Source organism: Micromonospora sp. NPDC005171, assembly GCF_040608575.1.
Taxonomy (GTDB): Bacteria; Actinomycetota; Actinomycetes; order Mycobacteriales; family Micromonosporaceae; genus Micromonospora.
In genome coordinates this window covers 69,839-95,217 of sequence record NZ_JBEXIM010000021.1, presented here as the reverse complement: position 1 = coordinate 95,217, position 25,379 = coordinate 69,839, and the positions used below count along the sequence as shown (strand labels likewise).

27 protein-coding genes and 1 tRNA gene are annotated in these 25,379 nt (G+C 67.1%); 7 read left to right on the top strand and 21 right to left on the bottom strand.

Annotated features, from left to right (window positions below; genetic code table 11):
* Nucleotides 1-146: 146 nt before the first annotated feature.
* Both ABZU74_RS22820 and ABZU74_RS22815 read left to right on the top strand, forming a co-directional pair.
* Entirely contained in the window at nt 147-746 is a 600-nt protein-coding gene (locus tag ABZU74_RS22820) for a GAF and ANTAR domain-containing protein (RefSeq protein ID WP_355427256.1), read from the top strand.
* Nucleotides 747-926: 180 nt separating this feature from the next.
* The gene (locus tag ABZU74_RS22815) at nt 927-1,415 is read left to right on the top strand and encodes an STAS domain-containing protein (RefSeq protein WP_355427225.1); all 489 of its coding nucleotides are present in this window, start codon (nt 927-929) and stop codon (nt 1,413-1,415) included.
* Between the two features lie 39 nt (nt 1,416-1,454).
* On the opposite strand, the gene ABZU74_RS22810 is transcribed toward ABZU74_RS22815, so the two are convergent.
* Both ABZU74_RS22810 and ABZU74_RS22805 read right to left on the bottom strand, forming a co-directional pair.
* Nucleotides 1,455-1,772 carry a sigma factor gene (locus tag ABZU74_RS22810; RefSeq protein WP_355427222.1) on the bottom strand — a complete coding sequence of 106 codons (318 nt, stop codon included), beginning with the start codon at nt 1,770-1,772 and terminating at the stop codon, nt 1,455-1,457.
* Nucleotides 1,773-1,882: 110 nt separating this feature from the next.
* Nucleotides 1,883-2,278 (bottom strand): VOC family protein, encoded by a 396-nt coding sequence (locus ABZU74_RS22805; protein WP_355427253.1) that lies wholly within the window; start codon nt 2,276-2,278, stop codon nt 1,883-1,885.
* A 235-nt stretch (nt 2,279-2,513) separates the two neighbouring features.
* On the opposite strand from ABZU74_RS22805, the gene ABZU74_RS22800 reads away from it, so the two are divergent.
* From ABZU74_RS22800 to ABZU74_RS22790, 3 genes are all read left to right on the top strand, one after another.
* Nucleotides 2,514-2,981: a hypothetical protein gene (locus tag ABZU74_RS22800; protein ID WP_355427219.1), complete on the top strand. Its 468-nt coding sequence runs from the start codon at nt 2,514-2,516 to the stop codon at nt 2,979-2,981.
* 119 nt (nt 2,982-3,100) lie between these two features.
* Nucleotides 3,101-3,691, top strand: coding sequence for a hypothetical protein (locus ABZU74_RS22795; RefSeq protein ID WP_355427216.1), 591 nt, complete (start codon nt 3,101-3,103; stop codon nt 3,689-3,691).
* A 526-nt stretch (nt 3,692-4,217) separates the two neighbouring features.
* Nucleotides 4,218-5,120, top strand: a complete 903-nt coding sequence (locus tag ABZU74_RS22790; RefSeq protein ID WP_355427213.1) for a hypothetical protein — start codon at nt 4,218-4,220, stop codon at nt 5,118-5,120.
* Between the two features lie 240 nt (nt 5,121-5,360).
* Here the strand turns inward: ABZU74_RS22790 and ABZU74_RS22785 are convergent, their stop codons facing one another.
* The 12 genes from ABZU74_RS22785 to ABZU74_RS22730 form a co-directional block, all read right to left on the bottom strand.
* Nucleotides 5,361-6,293, bottom strand: a complete 933-nt coding sequence (locus ABZU74_RS22785; protein WP_355427210.1) for a hypothetical protein — start codon at nt 6,291-6,293, stop codon at nt 5,361-5,363.
* 363 nt (nt 6,294-6,656) lie between these two features.
* The gene (locus ABZU74_RS22780) at nt 6,657-8,216 is read right to left on the bottom strand and encodes a hypothetical protein (RefSeq protein ID WP_355427207.1); all 1,560 of its coding nucleotides are present in this window, start codon (nt 8,214-8,216) and stop codon (nt 6,657-6,659) included.
* The gene (locus ABZU74_RS22775) at nt 8,213-8,971 is read right to left on the bottom strand and encodes a DUF6884 domain-containing protein (RefSeq protein WP_355427204.1); all 759 of its coding nucleotides are present in this window, start codon (nt 8,969-8,971) and stop codon (nt 8,213-8,215) included. The genes ABZU74_RS22780 and ABZU74_RS22775 overlap by 4 nt, the downstream gene beginning before the upstream one ends.
* A complete protein-coding gene (locus ABZU74_RS22770; protein ID WP_355427202.1) occupies nt 8,968-9,936 on the bottom strand; it encodes a bifunctional DNA primase/polymerase in 969 nt (322 codons plus the stop codon). The genes ABZU74_RS22775 and ABZU74_RS22770 overlap by 4 nt, the downstream gene beginning before the upstream one ends.
* A gap of 30 nt (nt 9,937-9,966) precedes the next feature.
* Nucleotides 9,967-10,266, bottom strand: coding sequence for a hypothetical protein (locus ABZU74_RS22765; protein ID WP_355427200.1), 300 nt, complete (start codon nt 10,264-10,266; stop codon nt 9,967-9,969).
* On the bottom strand, nt 10,266-10,562 hold the full coding sequence (locus tag ABZU74_RS22760; protein ID WP_355427197.1) for a hypothetical protein: 297 nt from the start codon (nt 10,560-10,562) through the stop codon (nt 10,266-10,268). The genes ABZU74_RS22765 and ABZU74_RS22760 overlap by 1 nt, the downstream gene beginning before the upstream one ends.
* On the bottom strand, nt 10,559-10,810 hold the full coding sequence (locus tag ABZU74_RS22755; protein ID WP_355427194.1) for a hypothetical protein: 252 nt from the start codon (nt 10,808-10,810) through the stop codon (nt 10,559-10,561). Before ABZU74_RS22755 ends, ABZU74_RS22760 begins: the two co-directional genes overlap by 4 nt.
* Nucleotides 10,811-10,951: 141 nt before the next feature.
* Nucleotides 10,952-13,150: a cell division protein FtsK gene (locus ABZU74_RS22750; protein WP_355427191.1), complete on the bottom strand. Its 2,199-nt coding sequence runs from the start codon at nt 13,148-13,150 to the stop codon at nt 10,952-10,954.
* Nucleotides 13,151-13,247: 97 nt separating this feature from the next.
* Nucleotides 13,248-14,039, bottom strand: a complete 792-nt coding sequence (locus ABZU74_RS22745; RefSeq protein ID WP_355427188.1) for an ABC transporter permease — start codon at nt 14,037-14,039, stop codon at nt 13,248-13,250.
* Nucleotides 14,036-14,410 carry an RRQRL motif-containing zinc-binding protein gene (locus tag ABZU74_RS22740; RefSeq protein ID WP_355427186.1) on the bottom strand — a complete coding sequence of 125 codons (375 nt, stop codon included), beginning with the start codon at nt 14,408-14,410 and terminating at the stop codon, nt 14,036-14,038. Before ABZU74_RS22740 ends, ABZU74_RS22745 begins: the two co-directional genes overlap by 4 nt.
* A 12-nt stretch (nt 14,411-14,422) precedes the next feature.
* Nucleotides 14,423-14,662, bottom strand: coding sequence for a DUF6284 family protein (locus ABZU74_RS22735; protein WP_355427183.1), 240 nt, complete (start codon nt 14,660-14,662; stop codon nt 14,423-14,425).
* Between the two features lie 340 nt (nt 14,663-15,002).
* The gene (locus tag ABZU74_RS22730; protein WP_355427181.1) at nt 15,003-15,245 is read right to left on the bottom strand and encodes a helix-turn-helix domain-containing protein; all 243 of its coding nucleotides are present in this window, start codon (nt 15,243-15,245) and stop codon (nt 15,003-15,005) included.
* Nucleotides 15,246-15,441: 196 nt separating this feature from the next.
* Between ABZU74_RS22730 and ABZU74_RS22725 the strand changes: the two genes are divergently transcribed.
* Nucleotides 15,442-16,659: a hypothetical protein gene (locus tag ABZU74_RS22725; RefSeq protein WP_355427178.1), complete on the top strand. Its 1,218-nt coding sequence runs from the start codon at nt 15,442-15,444 to the stop codon at nt 16,657-16,659.
* On the opposite strand, the gene ABZU74_RS22720 is transcribed toward ABZU74_RS22725, so the two are convergent.
* The 6 genes from ABZU74_RS22720 to ABZU74_RS22695 form a co-directional block, all read right to left on the bottom strand.
* Nucleotides 16,639-17,673 (bottom strand): NAD-dependent epimerase/dehydratase family protein, encoded by a 1,035-nt coding sequence (locus ABZU74_RS22720; RefSeq protein WP_355427175.1) that lies wholly within the window; start codon nt 17,671-17,673, stop codon nt 16,639-16,641. The two genes, ABZU74_RS22725 and ABZU74_RS22720, sit on opposite strands and share 21 nt — an antisense overlap.
* Nucleotides 17,674-17,766: 93 nt before the next feature.
* On the bottom strand, nt 17,767-19,377 hold the full coding sequence (locus tag ABZU74_RS22715) for a hypothetical protein (RefSeq protein ID WP_355427172.1): 1,611 nt from the start codon (nt 19,375-19,377) through the stop codon (nt 17,767-17,769).
* Nucleotides 19,378-19,844: 467 nt separating this feature from the next.
* A complete protein-coding gene (locus ABZU74_RS22710; RefSeq protein WP_355427169.1) occupies nt 19,845-20,213 on the bottom strand; it encodes a hypothetical protein in 369 nt (122 codons plus the stop codon).
* Between the two features lie 179 nt (nt 20,214-20,392).
* Complete coding sequence (locus ABZU74_RS22705) at nt 20,393-21,304, bottom strand: hypothetical protein (RefSeq protein ID WP_355427166.1); 912 nt, start codon at nt 21,302-21,304, stop codon at nt 20,393-20,395.
* Between the two features lie 377 nt (nt 21,305-21,681).
* Nucleotides 21,682-23,172 carry a tyrosine-type recombinase/integrase gene (locus ABZU74_RS22700; RefSeq protein ID WP_355427163.1) on the bottom strand — a complete coding sequence of 497 codons (1,491 nt, stop codon included), beginning with the start codon at nt 23,170-23,172 and terminating at the stop codon, nt 21,682-21,684.
* A 69-nt stretch (nt 23,173-23,241) separates the two neighbouring features.
* Nucleotides 23,242-23,314, bottom strand: a tRNA-Arg gene (locus ABZU74_RS22695).
* Between the two features lie 160 nt (nt 23,315-23,474).
* Here ABZU74_RS22695 and ABZU74_RS22690 point away from each other — a divergent pair.
* Nucleotides 23,475-24,170: a hypothetical protein gene (locus tag ABZU74_RS22690; protein WP_355427160.1), complete on the top strand. Its 696-nt coding sequence runs from the start codon at nt 23,475-23,477 to the stop codon at nt 24,168-24,170.
* A 127-nt stretch (nt 24,171-24,297) separates the two neighbouring features.
* Here ABZU74_RS22690 and ABZU74_RS22685 read toward each other — a convergent pair whose 3' ends face one another.
* Nucleotides 24,298-25,359 carry an alpha/beta hydrolase gene (locus tag ABZU74_RS22685; RefSeq protein WP_355427157.1) on the bottom strand — a complete coding sequence of 354 codons (1,062 nt, stop codon included), beginning with the start codon at nt 25,357-25,359 and terminating at the stop codon, nt 24,298-24,300.
* Between the last annotated feature and the right edge of the window lie 20 nt (nt 25,360-25,379).

Here is a 25,379-nt window from a genome sequence, read left to right as displayed (position 1 = left end):
CTTATACCATTCCTCATGCTCCGCTCCCCTCCGCTCTCCCTCTGCGTCCGGCGCGCCCCCCCCCCCCGGGGGGGGGGGGGGGGGGGGGGGGGCAAACGAGTGCGCCCGAGCCGATCCGGCTGCACCTTCGGAGAGCACAGCATCCCATTGACCCCAATGCGGCGATCTTCGAACTCGGCCAGATCAAGCTCGGCGAAACCGACCTGTCTGGGGTGTTGACCCAGGTCTCCGAGTTGGCACGACGCACGATCCCCGGCGCGGAGGAGGTGTCGGTGACGTTGATCAAGCAGGAGGGTGCGCACACCGCCGCGTTCAGCGGCGAGATGGCGCTGCGACTCGACGAACTGCAGTACGAGTACGGCCAGGGCCCATGTCTGGCGGCGGCCAGGGAATCCGCCGTCGTCTCCGTCCCGAACATGTCCGAGGAGGTCCGCTGGCCGCGGTGGGCGGCCCGAGCCGTGCAGGGCGGAGCACACAGCTCACTGTCGATCGGGCTCTACGACGCCACCGCCACCCTGGCCGCGCAGATGCAGTTGGCAATGCAGAGCCGGGCCGTCATCGAGCAGGCCAAGGGCATCATCATGGGCGAACGCCGCTGCACCCCCGACGAGGCGTTCGCCGTTCTCGCGAAGGTCTCCCAGGACTCCAACCGCAAACTGCGGGAGGTCGCCGCCGCGCTGGTGGAGAGGGCCACCCGACCGCCGGGTCTCAAGCGTGATCGCGGTGGGTCGGGCAACCCGCCATAGATGTTCGGAAACCGGGCTGCGGTGCTGCGGGAAATGGCGGCCCACAGCGCGGCGCCGGCTGACCTCGGCCAAGGACGGACGTGCCGACTGGCGGCCGACTGCCCAGCCCGTTATCGTGAAGGTTGGTCAAGCCATGCGCCAATCCTGTTACGGATTTCGACAAGAGGCGTGTGTGCTCCTATGACTGAGCGTTCCTGGTTCTCCGAGACCCGCGTCGACAGTTACCGCGTCGGGCAGGTCACGCCAGCGGTGCTCGCCGGGAGTCGGCGGGACGGTTTTCTTCTTGAGCTGGACTCCTCCGGGCCGTCGTTCCAGGTGACTCGCCACACCGAGCCCACGAACCTGTCCTCGACCATCTCGGCTGACCGGCTGGTTGTCGCCCCGGTCGGGTACGTCGACATGGACACCGCACCACGCCTGGGCGCGGCCCTGATGAACGCGATCGACAGCCATCCCGATGTCTGTTGCGACCTGACCGGCGTGGGCTTCTTCAGCGCCGCGGGTGTGCGCGTACTCCTGCTGGCACGGGACCGCGCTGCCCGGGTCGGCTCCCGCTTCTCGATCAGAGGCGCCGGGGGAATCACCCAGCGGGTGCTGCGGATCACCGGGGTGGAGCGCCTGCTCCTGGCCCCCGAACAAGGCACCGGGCCAGCCGCGCGGCTCGGCTAGTAGCGCAGCACGATCACGGTGCGCTGACGTGGCGGCAGATCACGGACCAGCCGCCACAGTGCGTCGCGCTCGGGCGACCCCGGCGGCCTCGTCCACCTTGCCAGCCCGATCGAGCACCGCGGCGACGGAGATCTTCCGGCTGCTGCGCCGAGGCCACCACGAGTTGTGGGTGTTGACGAGCATGCGCCGGACGTAGGCGTCCGGCCGATCCGTCCGTGTGATGCGGCCCCACCGGGGGTACGCCTGGGCGAGGACCTCCTGAACCAGGTCCTCGGCCCGGTGCTCGTCGTCGGTCAGCAGCCGGGCCAGCCGCACCAGCGCCGAAGTGCGAGCGAACGCGTACTCCTCGAACGTCACGCCCTATCAACGCCGTAGGCCGGGCCGTGCGTAGACACCTGCCGGGCGCTTCGTGCGAAGCAGGCGCGCCTACCTGTCGCTGACGTAGGTGCTCTGATGCGGCACGGTCATCACCCGTCCAGGCTCTCAAGCTGTTGGACGATCTGGATCGGGTTGCCGTCCGGGTCGGCGGTCCAGGCGATCAGCAGGCGGTCGAGCCACCGGTGCGGTGCGGCAAGTGTGGGGGCGCCTTTCGCCGTGACGTCGGCGTACGCGGCGGCGGTGTCGTCGGTCCAGAGGATCACGGCGGCCCGCTGGCCCCGGGGCACGGGGTCGAGCCCGTGATCGTCGCGGGTGGAGGCCACTGACGCGATGCCGATCTTGTAGCTGTCGAGCATGAGGTCGATGTGGATCGGCTCGCCTTCACGTGGCACCCGGAAGGTCTCGGTGAAGCCGAGATCGGCGTAGAACTTGGCCGCGCGCGGAACGTCCTCAGAGAAGAGGATTACCTGGGGAGTGGGGAACATCGACACAACTCGACGCTATCAGCGCGGTGGATCCCTGACTCGCTGGTGGTGATCAGGTCCGTCAGGTTCCAGCTGGTGAATACGCCAGTCCATGGCGTCGAGCAGGCCCGCATTCGACACGACACCAGACCGCGATCACCCCGCGCGACGATCGAACCGGAAGCGAGAAACCCTGGGTTGGCCTACTGTGTCGTCGTGCCTGGACCCGCCGATGCCGCCTGACGGACGCCTCCCGGTGCGTTCGAGACGCCGACGACTCTGGCTGCTGGCGTTCGTCGCGGTTGCCGGCTGCTGTTTCGGCGTGCTCAAGTTGAGGGACCCCGTTGAGACCTCGGCTCAACGCTATGTGTCCCAGGTCGACGTGCGCGGTTACGAGCGAGTGCGCGACCTCATCGACCCTGGCTCGGCGCCTGCCGAGGATCGCGCCGCAGTCGCGGTCTTCGTCGGGCCTCCGGATGGCAAGGTCCTTCGCCGCGTGTCAGGGCCCGGACTCGTCATCGGCGCGACAACGAGTGATCCGGGCTTCCCGGACGCCGAGATGATTGGTCGCGGCAGTTGGCACGGATGTTTCGTGCACGTCAACCGTCGGAAGACGAGTGATCCGCTCCTGTCGTACTACGGACTGACAGCCGAGCAGGTGACGGCGCTCCGGGCGGGACGACTGTCGGTGCTGGATGTAGCCGTTGGATGCGGTGGTGGGTAGCTGGTCAGGTGGCCTCGCCCCTGGTCAGCCCGCCTGCCGTTGTCGGCAAGCGTCGGCGCCAGCTGACAGTCCCGGCGGTACGCACGGCGGTACGGCCGAGCCTTCTACCATCGGGATGTGTGTGGACAGACCGGATCGTCGAAGCAACCGGATGGCGCCAGGCTGCTGAAGGTTCTGAATGGGAGCACGTAGAGGCCGAGCTCGGCATTGCGCTGCCCGCTGACTTCAAGGAGTTGAGCCGGCGGTTCGTGTCGGGGGCGTTCTGGGGCTACCTCAGCCTGCTGCGGCCGACGGACGAGCACTTCGGAACGCCGTTGCTGTCGATGTGGCACGGCGGTCGTCAGGTGTCAGCTCAGAGTACGTTCGGCGCTCAGATCCACGAGCCGTACGCGGTCTACGGGCCGGACGCCGGACCAGGGCTGGTCCAGTGGGGCCTCGACGTCACCGAGGGCGACTACTACTGGCTGGTGGACAGCGCGGTGGAGCCGGAACGGTGGCCGGTGGTCTGCCGACGGGAGGCGGATGAGCCGTGGCACCAGTTCGACATGTCGACGGCGGAGTTCGTCTACCGCGTGATCGCGGACCCGGAGTTCAAGCCCTTCACGGTGGCCGACCCACCGCGCCGGCCGTTCTACCTTCCGTACTGGGCGTCATACCCACCCAGCCCTGAGGAGTGGGAGGCTCTCAGCAACCCGAACCGCGTGGGCTGAGACCGTTGACCGCTGCACGGAGGCCGTGGTGATCGTCTCGACCGGGAGCGGAAAGCCGCTGACCTGCGGTGAGGTGGGTGCGCCCGGCAGGATTCGAACCTGCGGCCTTGGGATTAGAAGTGGCATTCACTCACCCATCTCTAGTTTCAGAGCCTTCACTAGCTGCGGAAACTCACCCCCTGGCCTCCCTGCCTTCCGTTGTTGACTGTATTTCGCACCACGAATAGCTCCATGGTGCTGTTCGTAGACGGGATAGAAGGAACTTGATGCGGTGACTCTGCGTGCTGACTGGCTCCAAGTGGGCTTGGCGCCGGGGAGATGCTCCAGGGTCGCTGTACCTCGATCAAGGCGGCCCTGACCGGGCCGCGGGCCATCCGCCTGCCATCGACCGGGCTAGCCGAGCAGGCGAATGACCAACCCCCAGCATCCGCACGAACTGACAGGGTCCGCATGACATGGCGCTAGGACGGGATTGCATGCCGTCACGAGGTCGTGTCGGGTGCCCTGGCGTGGAATAATCGGGCGCGTGATCGAAGAAGCGTGGCGACCTCTTGGTGTCGATACGGAGGAACAAGTCGCCGAATATGACGCCCTCCACGATGGTCTCCCAGTGTGGATGAGCCCGCCATTTTGGACATGGATTCGAGGCGCGCTGACCGTCATGGCTCGCTATGACGACGGAAGTGGAAGAGTGCATATGGCGGACACGGACTTGGCAGAGAGCATGTGCCAGGTCCTTAAGATCCCCCTGAGTAACATCCGCGCGACGGAGACCGACTACACATTCGGCCAGTGGCAGATCAAGACGTTGATGGCCGCACTACGTACGCATCCTGCACCCCTCCAGATTGCGGACTACCTCCTTGCGCACGGCTGCCACGCGAGCTCAGAGGAGCTTGGTGCATTGCTGGAGCGCAGCAAATCGGCATATGAGATCGGCGCCAGAGCAGGTCATCCGGGCCTGACGCGCCGCGTGCCTATGGGGGTGCAGGTTGCTGCCGATTCTGTGATGGCGCGAGCAGGGCGAGCCGGAGTCCGCCTTGCCAAGGCATGGGAAGAGCTTTACGGGCTTACCCCCAATGCCAGCGAGGCGTATCGGTTGGCCATCTTGGCTGTCGAAGACGCTGCTATCCCCGTCGTGTCACCCACAAATTCAAGGGCGACGCTCGGAACGATGCTCAAGCAGCTTGAAGACCAAGGGGACTGGCGGCTGCCGATGGAGCGCGAGCACGACTCCGCTTCGTCGCCGGGCGTCATCATTAACATGCTACGGATGCTGTGGCATGGACAGCATGACCGTCACGGCGGGCAGCCTTCAGCACCAGGCAACGTATCAATCGACGAAGCCAAGGTGGCCGTGTCGGTAGCAGTTACGCTGATCCAGTGGTTCCATGCCGGGCTGATTCAGCGAGGATCTCGGACGCCCTAGGGTCGACTCAGACCGACAATGTGCCCGACGGGATCAACGCTGCCAGTGGGGGCGGAGGCAGGTGGCGGGGCCATGTGACGCGGAAGGCCGGGGTTTCCTGAACCGCGTGCTGAAGAGAAAGCGCCTACGGAGCGGTGAAGCCGGCGGCCAGCCGCGGGCAGTCGGCCCTGAACAAGCCGAAAGGGCCGCCCCTCGTGTGATGCCGACAAGCGCTCTTGGTTCTGTGATGGCCTTCGGTTGTTACTCACGGACGAAGTTGCCTCTGCCGCTCTCGTACACGCACCCTATGTTGCAGGAGCGCAAAAGCGCGATCAGGTCATCCGCGGGTCGTTCGGGCAAGAGCACTGTGAGCGTGGCGTCCTTTGACTCGATGAGGCGCCGGTAGTCGAAGAGTTGCCCTATTGCAAGCCGGACAGCATTACGGGTTGCTGTTCCCTTGGCCTCATACAGTTCGTTGGCGGTGACATCGAACAAGTCCGTGCGAAGGTCACGCAGAACACCCCGCGGCCGGACAACACAGTTTTTGACATCGTGGCCAAGCCCAACAAGGTACTTTAAGTACCTATCGGAGAGCTCTGCTTCTCGACGCCGAGCAGTGCCGCCCTGGGTAGGGTCGCGGTCGAATCCCGTGACGTTGACGCTCTCAACCGGAACGAGTCTGCTCTCGCCGACGGACACGTCTGCGGCCGAATGCTGGGCTGATGCATCGGGTAGTACGGAACCAACCGGCCTGAGCCGGAATACGACTGCCGATCGCTGTTCGTTCGCGCGATCCAGGCCATCCTCCCGGACGTAGGGGAGGTCGGAGTCCACCTCGTACTCGCCGACATAGGTGTGGAGTTTGCCGCCCTGTGGTCGGTCGCTATAAAACAGGAACAGATGCAGGCTACGGCCGTGCTCTTTATGGCGTAGCACAGAGCCGTTCAGTCCAGTGATGTACTGATCGCCGTAGTTCCCGGTCCCGGTATAGAGAAAGAGAGGGGCGCCGTTTACGTCCTTCGACGGGCCGTCCCAGTGGTAGCCATACCGCTCAGCTTCCGCAGGGTCCGAGTAGATGAAGACGTTGGGTGTCGTGTCGGACGGGATGATGCCGCCCTGGATGCCTCCGCCCCAGTCGCGCTTGATGTCCTCTCGGGACCTGATGTCTCCGGGCGTCAGACCGATGCTTCCCACGTGACGCAGACTACGAGCCACCCACGACAGTTGATCGTGCCGCCCTGGGTCCCGCACTTGGCCGACGGGCCCGCCGCCGAGCGGCTGGTTGTGTGCAGCTCACGATGCGCGAACCGGTGTCATGGGGCTGAACCATCTCCGCATCTCCGCATCTCCGCAAACATGGCTATGAGCTGCGCAAATGCTTGCGGAGATAGTCGGAGGTGGTGAGGGTTCATCTCCGCAAAGAGGTGGGATCTCCGCAGTTGGTTGCGGAGATGCGGAGATCGATAGTCCTCCTGGTTCTGATCTCCGCAGAGTGTTTTCCCTGGTGTTAAGGGGTCGGTGCGGCGTTGCGGAGATGCGGAGATGGTTCAGCGGGTTTCACCCCTCGTGCCGCTCGACCCAGAACACGGACCGGTCGCCCCGGTCGTTGCGGCCGGCGCGCACGACGTGTTCGCCGCGCCACCGCCCGGCCTGCCCGGTCAGGAGTCGGCCGAGTTGCAGCGGGTTGGGCAGCCGCCCGTTGTGGGTGGTGATGAACTGCCCATCCCACGGGTCGTTCACGTCGCTGCCGAGGTGCATCGGCTCGCCGTCTTGCCGCAGTTCGGCGGCGGTCATCGCACGGCCGCCGTGGCGGTCGTGCCAGCAAGTGAGGAACGCGCGCCAGCGCGTTTCATCTTCATCGATCTCACGAATGTCAGCCGCGTTGGTCAGGAACCCGTCGATCCCGTGATGCGCCAGGAACCCGCCGAGGGCTTGCGCCCACGGGGTGAACTGCCGCATCGACAACCCCGATACCCGAGGTGCACCCCGCCGCGTCCAATCGAGCACCAGCACCAACAGGTGCCACAACACGGTGAGTTGGTTCGCCGGGTCGGTGATCCACTGGTCAAGGTGCGGAATGCCGAACCCGCGCTGGTCGCGCAGCTCGGGTCGGGGCATATCCGGATCGAGCCGTACCCGCACCGTGCGGGAAGCCATGTCCCCGCCGACCTGGAGGTTGTTGCCGGTGGCCATCCACAGCCGGTCGTTGACGGTGGCAACGTTGCGCGACGCACCTAGCTGCCGGTCGGACCACACGCCGGAGGTAACGAGCTGGGCGAGAACCGCCGAGTCGATGACGGTGCCCTCGGCCAGGTTGTCCCAGATCACCACGCCCACCTGCTCGGCCAGCACCGCCGTGATGGACTTGCGCAGTTCCTCATCGGAGTAGGCCCAGGTCATGACCCGCTGCCCGTAGAGCATCCCCGGCCCGGCCGTCAGGATCGTCTTACCGGATGAGGGCATGGTGGCGTCGATCAGCGCGAACGGGGTCAGGGAGCGGGTGAAGTGCCGCAGGATCGGCGTGGCCAGCAGCGCCACGTAGTTCGCCCGGTCAGCGGCGGATGCCCATGGGAAGTCCCGCAGGAACCGGCCGAGCAGGAACGTGCGCGCCTCGTCTACCTGCTCCGGGGTCGGTTCGTCCGGCACTGGGGGAAGCGCCACCTTGGACGCCAGGTAGAGGCCGGTCGCTGGGTCGTAGCCGGGTTGCTGGAGCAGGGTGCCGTCACGGCGCAGCACCGGGGCACCGATGATCCCGCGCAGCGGCGGCACGCCCGGCCACGTCTTCCCGGCCAGCACGGACGACAGGATGTCCCGAGGTGGGGTCACCTCGTCTTCGTAGACCTCGGGATCTCCGGTGTCGCTCTTGCGGGTCTTGAGCCGGTACACGTAAGCGTGCTCGGCCAGCAGCCCGGCCAGCCCGGCGGGGTTGACCATGCTGGCCGACACCGGCAGCGGGGAGTCTTCGTCGGCGGCGGTGGCTAGGCCGCCGGATACGGCTTCCATGTGCACGAGGGAACCGGCGGACACGTAGGTGTCGGGGAGCAGCCCGTCGACCAGCGCGGCTTTGAGCACGCGGATGGTTTCGGGGCCGGAGCCGATCTGCAAGCGGGTGCTCATGCGGCGAGTCCTTCCGTGTGTCGATTGGTGACAACCGGGGTTGTCGGCGTGCGCGCCAGCTCGGCGAGCACGGCCATCTGTTCGGGCATGCCGCGTGTGCCGTCCAGTGGCCGGCGGGCGTGGGGCCATACCGCTGTGATGGGGTCGGCGTAGTCGCGGCCGGCGAGCACGGTCACGGTGCCGGCCATGTCGATGCCGAGCCGGCGTGCTTGCGCGCGGATGGTCGGCACGCTTACCGCGCCGGGTTGGCCCATGCGCAGCTCGTATGGCTCGATCTCGGTGTTCGGGGTGAGGAGCCCGTAGCGGGCGGACAGGATGAGCAGCCGTCCGCCGATTCGGTCCGCCGCGCGCCTGCATGCGCGGTGGTAGCTGCCGGTGTACATGCGCCCGGCAGGGGCGGGTCGGTCGAGCTTGGCCACGCCGCACGGCACGATCACCACCGCGTCGTCTCGGCCCATGACGGTGCGGCGCATCCGGGTGTTGACGGCATCGGCGTATGCCTTGCTGGCTGCCTGCCGGGTGGTGCCCATTGCCCGGCCCACGTCGGCATACGACCACCCGTCGATGAGCACCGCGTCGACCGCGATCCACTCCCGGGCCTCTCGGCACGCGGCTTCCAGCGCGGCCAGCGTGGCGAGGGCATCCGAGGGGGTTTGCGCGGCGGCCAGCGCGGCGGCGTGCTCGGCGACATGGCCCGTCGTCGCGTGGAGCTGGGGCGCGCGGCGACAACTCGGGTTGTCACCGATCCCGCTCATGCCGCCCGCCCCATGGTCAGGCGGCGCGGGTTGCGCGCCCCGGTCCGCAGCCCTGACGCGATCGTGCGGGCGACTTCCCCAGCGGGCAGGCCGAGCGACAGCGCGGCGGGTTGCAGCACGGCGGTCACGTCGTCGTCGGTAAGCGCACCCCCGGCGGCGAGCTGCCCGAGCGCCACCGCCGAGGCAAACAGGGCGTGATTGCGCTGCCCCTCTGGCGCGGCGGTGAGGTGAGCGACCTGCCGACGAATCGCGGCCGCGAGGTACGCGCCGCGCCGGTCCGGCGGCAGCGCCACCGGGACGGGCCGGTGCGCGGGTCGCGGGGTGGGTGCGAGCAGCCCGGCGACCCATGTGGGCAGTGGCGCCGGGTCGCAGTCCAGCGCCACGGAGTAGGGGTGGCCGGCGGTGGTGCTGCCGGCGGCGACGACGTAGCCGCCGTGGGCGCGGGTGTCGACCTTCCACCCGAGGCCGCCTCGGTCGCCGGTGGTGTTGCGCAGCTCCGGCCCGGCGGGGTGGCGGTAGTACAGGTGGCTGCCGCCGCTGGCCGTGGTCACGGTGTAGGTGGCGTCGATGCCGCCGTGCCCGGCGGCGAGGGTGGCGAACACGTCCAGGCCGTCACACGCTCCGGCCCACCGTGGCGGTGGGGTGTCGTCGGCGTGCTTGGGCACGTCGAGGTCGACCACGACCAGCCCGGACGGGCCGCAGGCAATGCCGATGCCGTAGGGGCGGGTCGACCACGCCCGGCGGATGCGCTGCGGGTCGGTGGTGGCGCGTTCCTCCCAGCCGACGTGCCGGCCGGCGGCGCGGCAGCGCGGGTCGGTGCGGTTGCAGTGCTCGGCGGTGCAGCGGTTGGGAAACGCGGGCCGCTTGGCGTGGTCCGGGTCGTCGGACCGGTTGTCGGGGCGCAGGGGGAACACGTGCCAGCCGCGCGCAGCGTGCGCGAGCGCGGCCGCCAAAAGGTCAGGCATGGGGAATCTCCCGAGGCTCGGGGGGATGGGTCAGGCCGGGCGGCGGGCGGCGCGGGCGGCCGTGAGGTCGATCAGCGCGCCGCCGGAGACGTCCGGGGTGCCGGTGGGCCGCCGCCGGCCGGCGGCGACGTTCAGGCGTAGATAGAGGCGGTAGCGGCCGGCGTCGGTGCCGGTCAGTGGCCGGCGGGCGCCGTGCTGCGTGAGGTGCCCGGCGTCGGCCAAGGCGGCGGTGACGGCGTCCAGCTCGGCCGGCGTGCCGGTGAGCCACACCTCCAATCCGGACAGCCGGGCGTCACGCGGGGATGGGCCGTCGCGGCGCGCGGCGGGCATTAGGCGGCCCGCCGAGGTCGGGGGCGGCTCGCGATGGCGGCGCGGGTCACCGTCTCCCGCAGGTCACCGAGCAGCCCCACCAACTGCCGCCGCGCCGCCACTTCGCCCGGGGCGAGCGCGACCCTGACGCGCACCTCGGCGTGCTCGCGGCCGGCGGCGGTGCGCACCCTGACGAGGACGGCGCGGGAGCGGCCGGCGACGTTGACCACGATTTCGTCGGATCGGTGCTCGCCGAGGCCGCAGCGGTGGTCTTTGCCGCACCAGTCGGTGTGCCCGTCGCGTGGTCGGCGGTTCATCGCTTGGCCGCTTGGTACTCGTCTTTGATGTGGTTGATGGCGTGTCGGCCGACGCGCAGCCGCAGCCCGGTCCCGGCGCAGCGGCGGCACTCGCGCCGCAGTCGGCCGATGGTGGAGTGTTTGCGGCCGGTGCCCTTGCAGGTGCGGCAGCGTCCGAACGGCGCAGCCACGCACAGGACGAGGTAACCGAGCGTGAGCGCGGCGAGGATGAGGCAGGGAGCGGTGGCTAGCAGGTCGCGGGGGTCCATGACAGCCTCCAAGGCCGGTTTTCGGGTGTGGTTGGGGGAGGCCGCTAGATTCCTAGCGTCCTGATCACGGTTGGGATGGCGTCCTAGGGGCGGTCCTAGGTCTAGGAGGTGCCCGCTCCTAGACCTAGGACCGATCCGGGGTTAGCTCGCGTCGCGCTTTCGGTTACGCTCCGCAATCGCGGCGATGATCGCGGCGCGTTCGAAGCCGCCCCGGTTCGCTCCCTTGCCGGTGTCCGGGTCGGTGCCCCACGTCTGCCCGACCTTCACCCCGAACGGCTTCAAGGCGACGGTCACCTGCTCCCCGTCCCACCCGGTGTAAACCTCGGGCCGCAGCTCGGCCAGCCGGGCGGCGACGGTGCGGCACCACACCTTGGCCTCACTGGCAGGCACCACGGCGGTGATGTCGTCGAGCAGGTTGTAGGACAGCGACTGCACCTTGGCGGGCTGCTCACCGAGGGCGTGCCCCGTCAGCCGTCCAGCGACCTCGCGGGCGGTGCGGGCGCGGGCCGCGATCTTCTCGGCGAGGGGGCCGTCGATGTTGACGGTGGTGGTGATCCTCGCGTCGGCGCCCTCACCGACGAAGTAGCCGGTGCCCTTGTCCGTCCAGGCGAACATGGTCGCCCGGATGCCCTGCTTGTACTGCGACGTGCCGAGGACCATGTCGTTCTCAGTCTGCCCCATCACCTTGAGACAGAACCGGGTCGACGCGTTCGCCGAGATGCCGGTCGGCAGGCTCTTGGCGTCCGGCCGCTGGGTGGCAAACACCGGGATGATCCCGAGCGCCGGCCCCCGCTTCACGAGGTCGGTGCTGATCGCTTCCAGTTCCTTGCCGTATTCGGGGTGCTCGAACCACTTCTGGCACTCGTCCACGCCGACGACCAGCGGATGCAGGCCAAGCGACTTCTTCGAGGCCAGCTCAGGGGTGACCTTGTTCTCGGGGCACAGGTCGCGGGGCAAGTCGCGGATCACCTTGGCGCGGCGGCGCAGTTCCTCGCGCAGCTCCCGCATCCCGGCCACGGCGTACTCGATGTCCTCGTCCTCTTCCCCGGCGCGGTAGCGGTGCGCGACCTGCTCCAACGCCGACAGGTCGCCGGTGCCCTTGAGGTCGTACGCGTGGATCTCCGCACGCGGATCGAGCGCCGCGATGAGCAGCACCTCCCGCAGGGTGAACGTCTTGCCCATTCGGGGAATGGAACCGATGACCATGGCCATGAACATCAGCGTGAGGTCGACCCAGCGGCCGCGCGGGTCGGTGCCGAACGGCTGCGGCCGGAACAGGTCCACGCTGCCGGCCTTGAGCAGCGGCCACACCGGCTTACGCGCCTTGGACATGTCCTGATCCCCAACCCAGAGCACGAGGCGTCCGGGGTGCACCTCCGGCTGCCCCTCCGGCCACACACACCCGAGCGGGCGGGAGAGGCCGGCGGCGAGCTTCTCCCGCTTCTCGATGACCTCGGTCGCGGTGACACCGTTGGGCAACTCCACATCGGCGCGCCAGCCGGGGCCATCGCGGGTGATCGGTGCGGGGAACCAGTCCTTGCCCCGATTGCCCTTGGACAGCGCCTGGTTGATGCCGGTGATCCCGAGGTTGCCCAACGCCCGCACCACCACATCCGAGGTGAGCTTCTGCACGCGGGGCACCACCACGGCGGTGTCGAGCAGCGGCTTATCCGCCGGACGGCCCAGCGCACCGAGCCCGGCCAGTAGCGCGGCGAGGGTGGCGTAGCGGGCCTCGGCCGGGGCGAGAGCATAGGCGATACCCAACGCCGGCAGCACACCCAGGACGACGGCGGCGGTGATGAACCCGCGCCACCGGACCCGCTGGTCACGCAGCCGCGACACCTTGAGGTACATCTCGGCGTCGCCCTTGTCCGCCGTCAACTGGCGCACGTGCTCGCCTTGCAGGTCGAACAGCCAGCGACCCCACCCGCCGAGCAGTCGGCCCGCGCCGCGCGGCGCCCGCCAGGCGAGTTTGCCGGCGTACTTCGGGGTGCGGGTCAGGTGGAACGCTGCGGCGTGGAACAGGTGCCCGATCGTCCAGCGGGCGGCGTCGCGCAGCTCGGCGCGCGAGCGCAGCCACGCCGGCACGATCCGCCGCCGCTTCGCGTCCTGCAACCCCGCGATGCTGAAACGCGGGGACCGCTGCGCGGCCGGCGAATCCACCAAACGAGGGCCGGTGTCGCCCGGGTCGCTGTCGTCATCGGGGGTGCTGGGTGCCTGCCGCCGGGACCGGGCGGCGTCCAGGTCGACCACGTCGGCATCCGGGCCGGTGGTGGGGTCGGTCAGGTCGTTCTCGGCGGCCTGCCAGTCGAATCGGTCATCGTCGCGGGGGGACGTCATGATGGGTGTTCCTCCATCTGATCCGTGAGGGTCGGGGTTGAGGGCCGGCGGCACGGCACGGGTTTCCAGGCCACGAGGGCCGTGCCGCCGGGCGGGACTAGTCCTGAGTGCGGACGAGGTGCGCGAGTGCGGCGCCCATGCCGAGCACCGCGACCGGCAGGCACGCGACGGCGGTGGTGATCCACCACGGGGCCGAGGTGACTCCGGCGGCCTCCAACAGGTGGTAGGCGACCTGGCCGAGCGCGCCGATGGCGAGGGAGCCGAGGGCGGACCACTTGGCGAACGTCCGCGCCCGGTCCGGCACCCGACCCGACAGCCACACGTAGAGCGCGTACGCGCCGTACGTCTCCACCCCGATCGGCAGCGTGATCGCCGAGTTGATGGAGAAGCTGTCCCAGATCCCGGGTAGCGGGTGCACGATGCCAAACCCGGTGAGTCCGCCGAGGCCAACCCACCCGGACCAGATCGCCACGAACGCCGGCAGGGCCAGCAGCACCACCGGCCACACCACCGCCGACCGGGCCGGCGCGGGCGGGGTGGGCGTGTCCGGGCGACTGACCGGCGCGACCTCGACCGGCGGCGTCGGCGGCGTGATCTCCGGCGCGGGCGTCGGATCCGGCACGACCGGCGGCGCGGGCTCGGGTGCGGCCAGGGCGGGTGCCGGGTCCGGGGTGCCCGGCGCGGTGGTGTCGGCCAGCGGCGCGGCAGACATGGTCTTGAGCAGCGCGAGCAGTTCACCGGCCTTCGGTGCGCCGATGCGGAACTCCCGCATCAGCCGGTTACGCGAGGGGAACGCCTCCCCGTCCGGCAGGTCCAGATCCCGGGCGGCGGGCAACAGGTCCTCGATCGGTTGGGGGTAGCGGGTGCCGTTGATGGTCGGGGCGGTCATGCTGCGTCCTCCTGGGGGAAGGCGCACGCGAGGCATTCGCCCAGCGAGCGCGGGATGAAGTACGGCCGCACCGTGCCGCAGGTACGGCAGGTCCGGCGGGCCGTGAGTGCCTTGCCGATCGCGGTGCGCTGCGCGGGGGTCGCGGTGCGCTTCGGGGCGGCGAGGTCGAGGCGGTAGAGGTAGGCGGTGCGGGTGCCGCCGACCCCTTGCCAGAGGACCTGAGCGGCGACGGGTTGACCACCGGGGCGCAGGCCGGCGGCGGTCAGTTGACGGCGGGTGGCGTAGCCGGGCGGAGCACCCTTCCACCAATAGGTGGGGATGCCGTAGCGCGCCCCATGGGGGTCATGGAAGGCGGCGCGAATCCGACTCATCGCCGCTGCCGCCTATGCCGCTCGACCGGTGGACTTGCTCGTGAGAAGCGCGCGGGCTTCGCGGAGCACCCGCCGCTGCGCTCGGCGTAGCCGCTGCCAGTCCAGATCGCTCGGGCTGCCGTCGATGGTCAGCACGGCGATCTGCGCGTCGAGCAGCAGCACCTCTGCCTCAATCAGCGGCAACTCCCGCTCGATCTCGACCAGATCTGCGGTGGATGGATCCGCTGTGAGGAAATCTTCGGAGCTGGTCACGTCGTGTCCTTCCAAAATTCGAGGCGTCTCCGGTGAAACGCGCCTCTGTTGCGCAACAAGGTAGCGATACGCGGGTCCGTTGCGCAAGGGGGTAGCGGTATGTTGGTGTGATGAGTGACGCCCGAGATGTGCTCTCAGCAGCGACGAAGCGGTACCAACGGACCGAGGCGGCTCACGAATCCGCGCGTGAGGCTGTGGTGGCGGCCGTACTCGGTGCTCTCCGCGAGGGTGTCGGCCCGACCGAGGTTGAGCGGTTGTCGCCATTCAGCGGCGCGTACATCCGGAAGCTGGCACGCGAGAATGACATCCCGCCCGCGCCACCGGGTCCGAAGCGGGCCGGCTAGCCGGCGGCAGGCAACGCGTAGCTGCCGGCGTCGACCAGGCCGTGAGCCAGCGCGGACGCTTCCATGTCGTCGATTGCGCGGGCAGGGATCACGAAGCGCCCCCGGACCTTGATGGCCGGGAACTGGCCGGCGTGGATGGCTCGGTAGAGAGTCACCTCCGACATGCCAAGAATCGCGGCGGTGTCCGCGACGGATCGGAAGCGGGGGCGCACCTGAGCGTGGGCAAGGGGTTCAGCCACGGGAGTCTCCTCAGTAGTCTGACGATGGTGTTCCTACCGGCTCGCTGAACCCAGTGAAGTCGAAGTCGGACGGTGCGCCCATGCAAAGTCGGTGCAACGAACAGCAATCCGATGCAACGCAGGCGCGGGAGACCCCATGGCGAGGGTGGATCAGTGGACTGGACGCCTTGCCTGTGCGCTGCAAGGTGCCGCCGGGATGACCAACGAGGGGTTCGCGGGCTGGCTGGGCATCGCCGTCAGGACGGTTGCGTACTGGCACAGCCGGCCGGAGACCGTGCCCGGTAGCGGCAACCAAGAGTTGCTGGACGCCGCAGTCGACCGGCTTTCGGACGCGGTGAGATCTCGATTCTTCCGAAGTCTCAACGACGTTGCCGAAAAGCGGGGAAGTGCTGGCAGCGGCAGTGCTGTTGGTGATGTCGTGAGTGACGCCGCTGATGCAATCGCTAACGACTCGTTGCTGTCGAGCATCGGCGTGCCGCATGACTCGATCGATGCACTGCAGCAGGACATGGGGCTGCTGGCGCGGTCTGGTGGAATGGCTGCCTTCGACACGTTCTCAAGCGCTCGGCGGCTGCGTGACGAGGCGCGAGCACTGGCCGAGCGGACGCGGCGGCCGGGAGATTTGGCCGACCTGTTCGTGGTCGTCGGGCAGGGCACGTCGCTCATGGCCTCTACTGCTTTCGACCTTGGGCACTGGAACGAGTCTGCGGCACTGGCCAGGGCGGCTACCCAGTACGCTGACCTTGCCGGCCACGCGTCGTTAAGGACATGGACCTACGGGCTGCAAATGACGCTGGCGAACTGGCGTAACGAGCCGGATGCCGCCCTGAGTTACTTCGGCCGAGCGCTGCGTGTGGCCCCTGACGGCGAGCCAAAGCTCAGGCTGCGCTACATCGCCGCTCGCTCCCACGCCCTGCTCGATGACCCTGCATCGGTGGCTGCCGTTTTGGACGCTGCCCAGCGGGACAGGGAGGCGGCAGAAGGCCGGCCCGATGAGCTGGCTACGGCGACCGGTGGTGAGTTTGCATTCGGAGATGCACGCGCCGCAGCCTGCGCCGCCGCTGCGTGGCTTGACCTCCGCAATGGGGAACAGGCCGGGAGGTACGCGCGCGAAGCGCTGCGCGTCTTTCAAGCGTTGCCGGCAGCTCGCCGGCCCTACTCGCAGATCAACGGTACGAACATCGACGTGGCTGCCGCGCACCTCCAGATGCGGGACAAGGACGGCGCTGCCGAGGCTCTGCGTAGCGTCTTGGACTTGCCACCGCACAAGCGCAATGTCTCGCTGACTGGCCGGCTGGCCCGCATCGAGCGGCTGCTGAAGGAGGCAACATGGCACGGCGACGCCGACGCGCAGCAGCTCCGTGAGCGCATAGCGGCGTGGCTGTCGGATACCTCAGCTCGGCCGCTCGCCTGAGCGGCGCCAGGCATCCAATACCTGCGCTTCCTTCTCTCGGCCGATGCCGATCTCGGCGGCGCGGCCATGGTTGCTGACCTCCCCGCTGTCTACCAACCAGCGCCAGGTGTCCCGCACGGTTAGGGCGAGTGGCCGGGTACGGAGGCCGGCGGCCTGCGCGGCAGCCGTGTCGACGCGCCACACACCGTCAAAGGTGCGCCAGAGCGGTAGTTCGGACCACTGTCGGACGCCCTGCCCGAGCAGGAAGTCATCGGGCACCCACTTGAAGGAGGCATCGGCCCGAGTCGCATGGGCGCAGTCCGCGAGGAGACCGCCGAAGGTTCCGCTGTCGATGGGGGCGCAGACGTTGAAGGCACCGGACGACCCGTCGATGATTGTGCGCAGCGTGAACGCAGCAAGGTCGCGCACATCAATTGGCTGAATGGACCGGTCGGGGGAGCCTGGTGCCAGAACATCGCCACCAGCGGCCACTCGCCGCAGCCACCAGGGCAGGCGGCCCACGTACTCGCGTGGGCCGAGCACTACGCCAGGTCGCAGGATCGTCGTTCGTTCCGCTCCAAACGCGGCGACTGTCGCAGCCTCACAGCCGGCTTTCTGGTAGCCGTACTGGGTCGGACCGTCTTCGGTGTCGGTGCCGTACTCAGGACCGGCGTCCGGCGGGCAGTAGAGCACCTCGGATCGCTCGCTGAGCGGTTTGACCGGCCAGTCCCGGTAGACGCTGACCGTCGACATGAAAATATAGCGTCTAGCGGCGGGCGTGAGCGTGTGCGCCACGTCGAGGGTATTCCTTGGTACGTAGCCAGACGTGTCAACGATGGCATCCCAGGGACCAGCCGTAGCCAACGCGGCGACATCTTGAGGTCGATTTCGATCTCCGTGAATGGATCGCACGGCCTTACGAGCGAGACCGGAAGTGCCTCGGTTGAACGTCGTCACCTCCCAGCCAGCCTCCATAGCGGCCACAACGACCGCGCGACCCACGAACCAGGTTCCGCCAAGCACCAGCAAGCGCATTGGCCCATCATTACTGACCTGGAGCCAGCCGATGCGGCGGGGCAGGGCCCTCGACTACCTGTCCATGTGCCCTAAGGGGCGTAGCGCTAGGAGTCAGCGGTCTAGGTGATTGCTCCTCGTGTCCCAGTCAAGCAGCCTTTCCTCGCCCAGTTCGATGAAGGACGCATCCGATCCCTCAAGTGATGTTCGAAGGTGAGACATCGCCGTCGTACTGGTAACAATTACCTGAGTGTTGCTGCCGTGCTGGTCGGCAAGGTAGCGCAGAACTGCCTCATAGTCCTCAATCTCCATGTCTTGCTGTCGTGGCTCATCAAGTACTAATAGTCCCGGATGTACGCCGCGTTCCAGCCCGACCTGACGAATTGAATCTAGGTAAGCCAACTTGATACGCACAACGTCGCTGGCGCTAGCATCGGTGTCGACGTCAAAGCCTTGCCGGGCTGGCTGCAAGGAGTCCATGTCAATCTGCACAAGGTCGGGGTCATAGCTGCCAAAGCCCGACGCCCGGAGGCGTCGCCTCATGAGAGAACCTACTGAACGCAATACCGCGACATCGCCGTCGGATAGGCCGACTGGGAGCTCGCTTAGCTCATTACGAGCGTCGGCGATTGCGCCTGCGATCTCGTCAAGAGATCCTATCTTGGTGTCGAACGAGTCCATGGTTCGCTGGATCTCGCCACGTCGCAGCTCCAAAGATATCCTCTTGGCAATATCGCCGCTCTTCGGGATTTGATCTGGAGTTACTGCATCAGACTCAAGAGCGCGGAGCTGAACACGAAGGTGGTCGATCTCGCGCTGCATCGCGGCGTACGCGTTCGCTGATTGGTCTGCCACCGAACGCGAGCGATCTCTCATGGCGGTTGCAGTGGAAATCTGCGAATTGAGCAAGCCGATAGTGTCGCCAACGTCGAGCGTTGGGCCGAGCTCAGCCGACTCAACCCCGTCAAGTGACTGTCTGCATGTAGGGCAATTGTGGTCTGCAATATGCTGCGCTGAGGTCTCGCTACCGAGTCGGATCAGTGTGGCGATATCCCTATTTCGCTCCCTCTCTTCTTGGAGGCTGTCGATCCGTCGATCTAGCGCTGCTAGCTGCGCCTCCGCTAGTGTCAGATCTTGTTCGAGCAGGCGCGCTGCGGCCAAGACGTCATTGAGCTCTTCCTTCACGTCATCGATCTGGCCTCGAAGCCCGATGTCGGTTGGGTTGTTCGGCCGAGGAGCCTCAATGGCTGCGGCGGCGGCCGTCAGCTCAACATCTATGTCACGGAGCAAATCTTCGGCCGGAAGCCACTCGCCTTCTCGAATAACCTGGAGAACTGCGCTGTTAAGGTCGGTTGACTGAACACGCGTCGACCTGGCGGCTGACCCCGCTGGACGCTCTGGGACGCCAACTACGCGCCCGCCAACCGCGCTGGTCTGACCCCGGAGCGCTGACAGCGCCGACGTCCAGTCAATCTGTAAATCATTGATTCGGCGGTCCAGTTCGTCTCGCCGCTTTCGCGCCAAGGGACCTTCCAAAGCAAGGAGAAATTCCGCCGCGCGGCGTACTGGTTCACGGATTTGATAGCGCTCCACCTTGCGGGGTCCCGATGACACCCACGCCTGCTGGTCAACGATGAGAAACGGAAAAACCACGTCTGGATAGAGCAGCATGGGCTTCCCGGTGTAATCCACCACTGTTGGCAAGTCCCACCCGATAAAGTTCATCAGAAGTCTATGGAATCCGCGCTCGCCCTGGACGCTTCCTGCCGAGTGCAGAAAGTAGTCTTCGGGGCGAGAATTTGGCGCTGGTCCAGTGATTGCTGGCTCTCGCCATACCCGTACGAGATCGGGACGAAAAGTTGGGTGCTTTATGTAGCGCTGCGCCGTGAGGTTCGCTCCATCACCGTTCTCTAGTTCTACTGCGACCCAGCTAGAACTGACGGGGCTTGCGAATTCCTGGCCGTCTCGTGCAACTATGGCTTCGCTAGTAAGGGCACTTCCGAGCGGGGCGTGAGCGCGGGCTCTAAGCATCCTCTCCATGCCGAGCGCGTAAATCATGCCCTGAACGACCTGGGTCTTACCCCGGTTGTTTCCAGCTTGGATTAGGTTCAGCCCTGCGCTTAGCCGTATCGTTCGTCCCAGTGAACCATCGTTAGTGTTGACGCGCAGGCGAACGGCGCGAACTATGAGGGTCATTCTGCAATCACTCCCAAGTTGCGCGCGACTGCGGCATCGCTGAGTCGAGGGAACGACGAGAGAAAGCTTTTCTCGACAGAAAAAATCTCTTCTTCTCGATCTATCGCGCCGGCGAGGTCTGAACCCTTATCTGTCAGGTAGACGCGTTGCCGGCTCTGTCCCTTAAGTCCGACTAGTCCATCTGCTATGGCGAGGCGGACCGTCACGAGCAGGTCAGGGTCAGTCCTCTGTAGCTGTGTTGTAGCGAACCTCCGCCCAGCCCACCAAGCCGACAGCATTCTCCGGGTTCTTTTGGTGCGGGTAGCCCACATGAAGAGATGTACGTGTTCAAGCTTTGCGGCGCTGGCATTGAACCGTGAGAGCACCAGCACCAGCAGAGAAGTTCGATATGCGATTCGTCTCCGGGCGTCCATTGCGCGGGGCCTCACGTGGAACCCTGCGGGAATTTGTAGGCCGTCTGGCTCGGCCATTGATGCAGCGGCCGTAAGCGCCCATAGGACGGCCTGGTTCTCATCTTGCCGGTCCGAGTGCGAGGGATTGGCTGTCACGGGAAATCCAGGGGGCAATCCATGAGCCACTGAGCTACCTGGCCCTCTGCCAGAACGCGTGCCTGAGACTTACGTACATTAAGCACGCCGGAGACGACCTCCTCTGTGTCCCTCAGGATCGCTGCAAGTAGGTGGTCGGGGTTCGGCTGGTCGAGTGGGTACTGAGCTTCGAGGCGTGCTTCAAGGTCAGAGAGTTGATCCTCTAATTCGGTGCCCAACTCTGAGTATTGGTCTCGGATCCATTCCCGCTGCTCTTTTCCTACCACGGAGTTCGTCAATAGGCGATCGATGAATCGACTTCGCCTATTCGCGTCGTTGAATCCTGCCGTACGGGACAACTTGCCGTTCATCGTCTGAATCGGCGGATCCGCGATACTTTGGAAGTCTTGAGCGGCTACCTGAGGTAGTTGCAGTCTCTCTATCTGCCGAGCGATTACCCTATGCTTCGCGTCCTCGTAGGAACGGAGTGTGTGCGGCATCACCACGATGTTTGAATCCGCATATGGAAGCGCCTCGGCGCGCAATCGGACGGTCTGGGCGTGGGCATGTTCTAGAAGTCGCTTGGTGGTAATGACAGGCACTAGCAGGATCCACATTTTCGCCTGGTAGCCCGGCGGCACTACCTTCGTAATTTTCTCTTTGTTTTCGATAAACTTGCCTACGTCCGTGGTCATCTTGCGACGTTGCTTTCGGTACCGAGCGCTTGCGTCAAGTGGTTCATTCTCCGGCGCATAGCACTGGTAGACGCAGCCATCGAGAGAATAGCCCTCTAGGCCAGCGTCCCCGTCCTCTTGGTCGGCGACCTCGGTGAACTGTCCGCCGCCATGATGTGCATGCAGCACCCGCACGCACAGGTCTTGCCACTCATTGCCGCTGAGGTGTTCAAAACCGGACATTGTTGAGGTCATACGCTCACCTCTGCGGTGCGGCGAGGATGGAGCATTGGCACTGGCCCGGATGTCGTCGTGAGAGGCGCTAGGTTCACGATGGCTACCCCCTAAGCCGGGCGATTTCCAGTGGTGCCATGACGCGCTTCTAAGTGCAGTGCTACTAGCGCTTTACCCGTCGCGCGTTGGTCACCCATCTTTTCCGTCCGATGGTCAAACAGTCAACCTTCCGAGCGACGGCGGGGTCAGCCTTAGACGACGTACTCGGACATAATGCTCAAGTTGCTTCGGCTCTAGGGTGGTCTGTCGGCTTACCGACATGCTTGGTTCCTCCCGCCGAGGAGTGCGGAAAGGGGGTGCGGGCAGCGTGCGGGAGCGACCGTCGGCCGTCTTGAAGCCTATGAACGGGCTTCCATATGCTCGGCAACGACCGCCCGGCGCCCTCGCGTAACGTTCACGAGTCCTTCGGAAGTCAGTAGTGCTATGGCCCGGTGAGCAGTGCCGACCGAGACGCCATGAGTACTAGCTAGGTTGGCAACTGCGGGCATCTGGTTGCCAGGCGCTAGCCGACCGGTGGAAATTTGCTCTCGCAACTCAGCCGCGAGCGTCTGATATGGGCTGTTCCCCGGCTTGCGCTGCGTCGGTGTTCTCGGCCGCGACGGCATTCGAGCGGCTAGAGTCCCCGCAGCCCGCTGGTCCGATTCCGATAGCCAAGCTGCGTATACCCTCAGCGTCGTGGTTCCACCGCCACCATGGCCCAGCCGCCCGGCGACGGTCCGTACGTCGACACCCGCATTAATCAACTCAGTAGCCGAGTAGTGGCGTAGCGCGTGAAGGTGGCTGTCGATGCCGAGTCGGATGGCAAGGCGGCTGTACCGCTGCGTGACGGTGTCGGGCCGGTAGCCACGGCTGTTGTCCGGCTCGGGGGAGAAGACGTAATCGGCAGTGTCCGCGTCGGCGTCGAGCCGCACCAGGCGGTCAAGGTACCGACCGTGCAGCTCACGCAGTACCTCGATGGTCTCCGGGTCGAGGGCCACCCGCCGCTGCTGGTGCGTCTTGGTGTCCTTCTCTCGCAGCTCGCCGTGTTCGTCCAGGTAGGCGCTGCGCCTCAGCGTCAGCACACCGGCGACCAGATCGAGATGCTGCCAACGCAGCGCGCACAGCTCGCCGCGCCGGGTGCCCGTCGTCATGGCGAGCCACACCAGCGCCCCCCAGTCCGGATCGCGCCATGCCTCATTGATGATTCGGGCTGCGTCGGCCGGATTCGGCGGCTGCGGGTCGGGATGCGGCGGCGCAGGCGGTTCGGCCTGCCCGGCGGGATTCACGGCGATCCAGCGCCACCGGACAGCGCGACTGAGCGCACCACTGAGGATCCAGTGAATCTGGCGCACGGACGAAGCGCTGAGCGGCTTGCAGACGTGCGGCCGGCACTTCGCCGTGCAGGTGTGCTCACCTTCTATGCGGTGCTTCACGTAGGCCTTGCCGCCGCACCAGTCGCGGCAGCGACGCAGGCTCGCGTAGAACGACTCCAACGTCTCGGCATCAAGGCGGCCAACCGGCAGCTTGCCCAGCACCGGGCGGACATGCTTGTTCAACTTGTTCTCATAGCCCATGCGGGTGGTCGGCTCGATGTCCACCACCTCAAGCCATCGGTCGAGTAGTTGATTCAGGGTGGCGCGGGTGCGCGGGTTGCGCTTCTCGTCGACCTGGTTAAGGAGGCGGGTCCGTACCTTCTCCGCGTCTCGCTCGGCGCTCCGACCGGCCGGGACCGTTTCGGTGAGGTAGTGCCGCTTGCCGGTGAGCGGGTCGACGCCCGCGTAGACCCTCACGCGGAGTGATCCGCTGGGGAGCTTCATGATCTCGCCACGTTGCCGCTTCACGCCTGCCACAGGGCCGACAGTAGCTCGATGGCTCCACGAATAGCTCCACGGAAGCCAGTCGGCTGAGAGAAGTACCTGTGCGCCCGGCAGGATTCGAACCTGCGGCCTTGGGATTAGAAGTCCCCTGCTCTATCCGCTGAGCTACGGGCGCGTGTGGCGTGGATGTCGCGCCCAGAGGGTACCGCCGTCTCACTGCCCGACGGCGAAAAGGGTGCCCGAGTCCACGTTGCCGAGCAGGGTCTCACGTTCGCCCCGTGGCGGGCATCCGGGTTACCGCGGACCGGCCCGGCCGTGGACCGTACCTTTGGCTGGTGTTGCTGGATTCCGACGCCGAGAGCGACGTCGCCTACGAGCTGTGCCAGGTCGTCGGTCGCGCCATCCTGCCGTACCGGTCCTCGGGTGACTTCGGCACCGCCTTCTTCTTTCAGGGCGGCGACGACCCGGTGGGGGAGTCGCTGTTGACGGCGGCTGACCTGGTGGGCGCGCCGGGTGGAGAGTTGGGCCTGCGGTCGAGCGTCACCGAGCCGGCGGGGGTGGCCCCGGCCGTCGTTGCCGAGGCCGAGATCGTGCCCGGTTGGGCCCGCTTCCCGGGCGACGGGGTCGCGGTGTTGCCGACCGCCGGCCTGCACCGGTACGCCGGCGACGGCGGCTGGCGGTGGCGCGTCCAGCCGGTGCCGGCGGAGATCGCCGCCGGGCCCGAGGTTGTCGCCCGCCTCGGCGCCGACGCCAGTTCGGCTTTCGTGCTGGCCCTTGGCGTACGCGAAGACGGGTCACGGCCGCTCGAGGTCGCGATCGAGCGGGTGGTCCGCGATGGGGACGCCGTGCTGATCACCACGCAGCTGCCACCGGGGTACGTCGGCGCGCCGGTCTTCATCGTTCAGGCTGGCGCCACCGGTGAGGTCTCCCCGTACTGCCTGGGCCTGGTCCTGCCCGGCGTCGGCGAGCACCCGGTGGCGACCTTCGACCGGATCCGAGCCGTCCTGCCGGCGACGCCCGGCGACGTCTGAGCCGCACGCCTCCGGCCTGGTCAGCGGGCGATCCGCAGCGCCGGGTCCGTGCGCTCACGAAGCTGATGGAGCACGTGCCGCCGGCCCGACCCCACGGTCGGGCGTCGCCCCCCGTCGCGTCGGCCGTCTACGCGTTGGTCGGCGCGGCGTCAGCTCGGGCCGCGTCGGTCGGCGCTGCGTCAGCCGGGGCCGCGTCGAGCCGCGCGGCGTCGGTCGGTGGGGCGTCGGCCGGGGCGGTCGGGCCGGCGGCGAGGAACGCCTCGGCCCAGCGGCCCACCTCGTCGAAGACCTTCTTCCGTACGGCGGGGCCGGAGAGGGTGAGGTCGTGCAGCCCGCCGTCGAAACGGGCCAGTGTGACGTGGCGGCCGAGGCGGGGCGCGTAGCGGACCATGTGCTCGACGTCCAGCACGGCGTCGGCCAGCGTCGCGTTGTCGTGCCACTTCGTGCCCCGGAAGGAGCGGGTCGAGCAGGCCAGCAGCACCGGCACCTGGATGTCCAGCCCGGCGCGGAGCCGACGCTGCCCGGTGCGGATCGCGTTCAGCCAGCCGGCCCGGACCGGGAACCCGGCCAGCGGCTTCCACGCCAGGTCATAGGTCCACTCGCCGCGGTGGTCGGAGTGGATGCTCTCGCCGTACACCGTGCCCAGCCCGAACGGGAGGATGCGGTGCGGCGCCCTGCGGCCCAGCCGGGACGCGGCGGCCGCGAGGGGTCGACGGACCGCCCAGGGGGCGTTCAGGTCGAAGAAGGGGCTGTTGAGGACCAGGCCGTCGATGACGCCGGTGTCGCGGCGGGCGTCCGCCCAGAGCGAGATGATCAGGCCGCCGGTGGAGTGGCCCATCGTCAGCAGCGTGTCGTGCCCGTCGTCCTTGCGGATGATCTCGGCGGCAGCGTCCAGCTCGGGAAAGTAGTCGCTGATGTCGTGGCAGAAGTTCGGGGTCTGGCCCGGGAGCAGGCTGCGACCGTATTTGCGCAGGTCGAGCGCGTAGAAGTCCCAGCCTCGCTCGGCGAAGAAGTCGGCCAGATGGGTCTGGAAGAAATAGTCGACGAAGCCGTGTACGTAGAGCACGGCCCGCCCGGTGGGGCGCTCGGCCCGCCGCCGGACCAGTGTCGCGACAACGGGGCCTTCGTCGTCGGTGCCCAGGTCGATCGTCTGCCGCTCGTACGGCGGCCCCAACACGTCCGGTTCCACGAACGCGACGCTACGCCGCC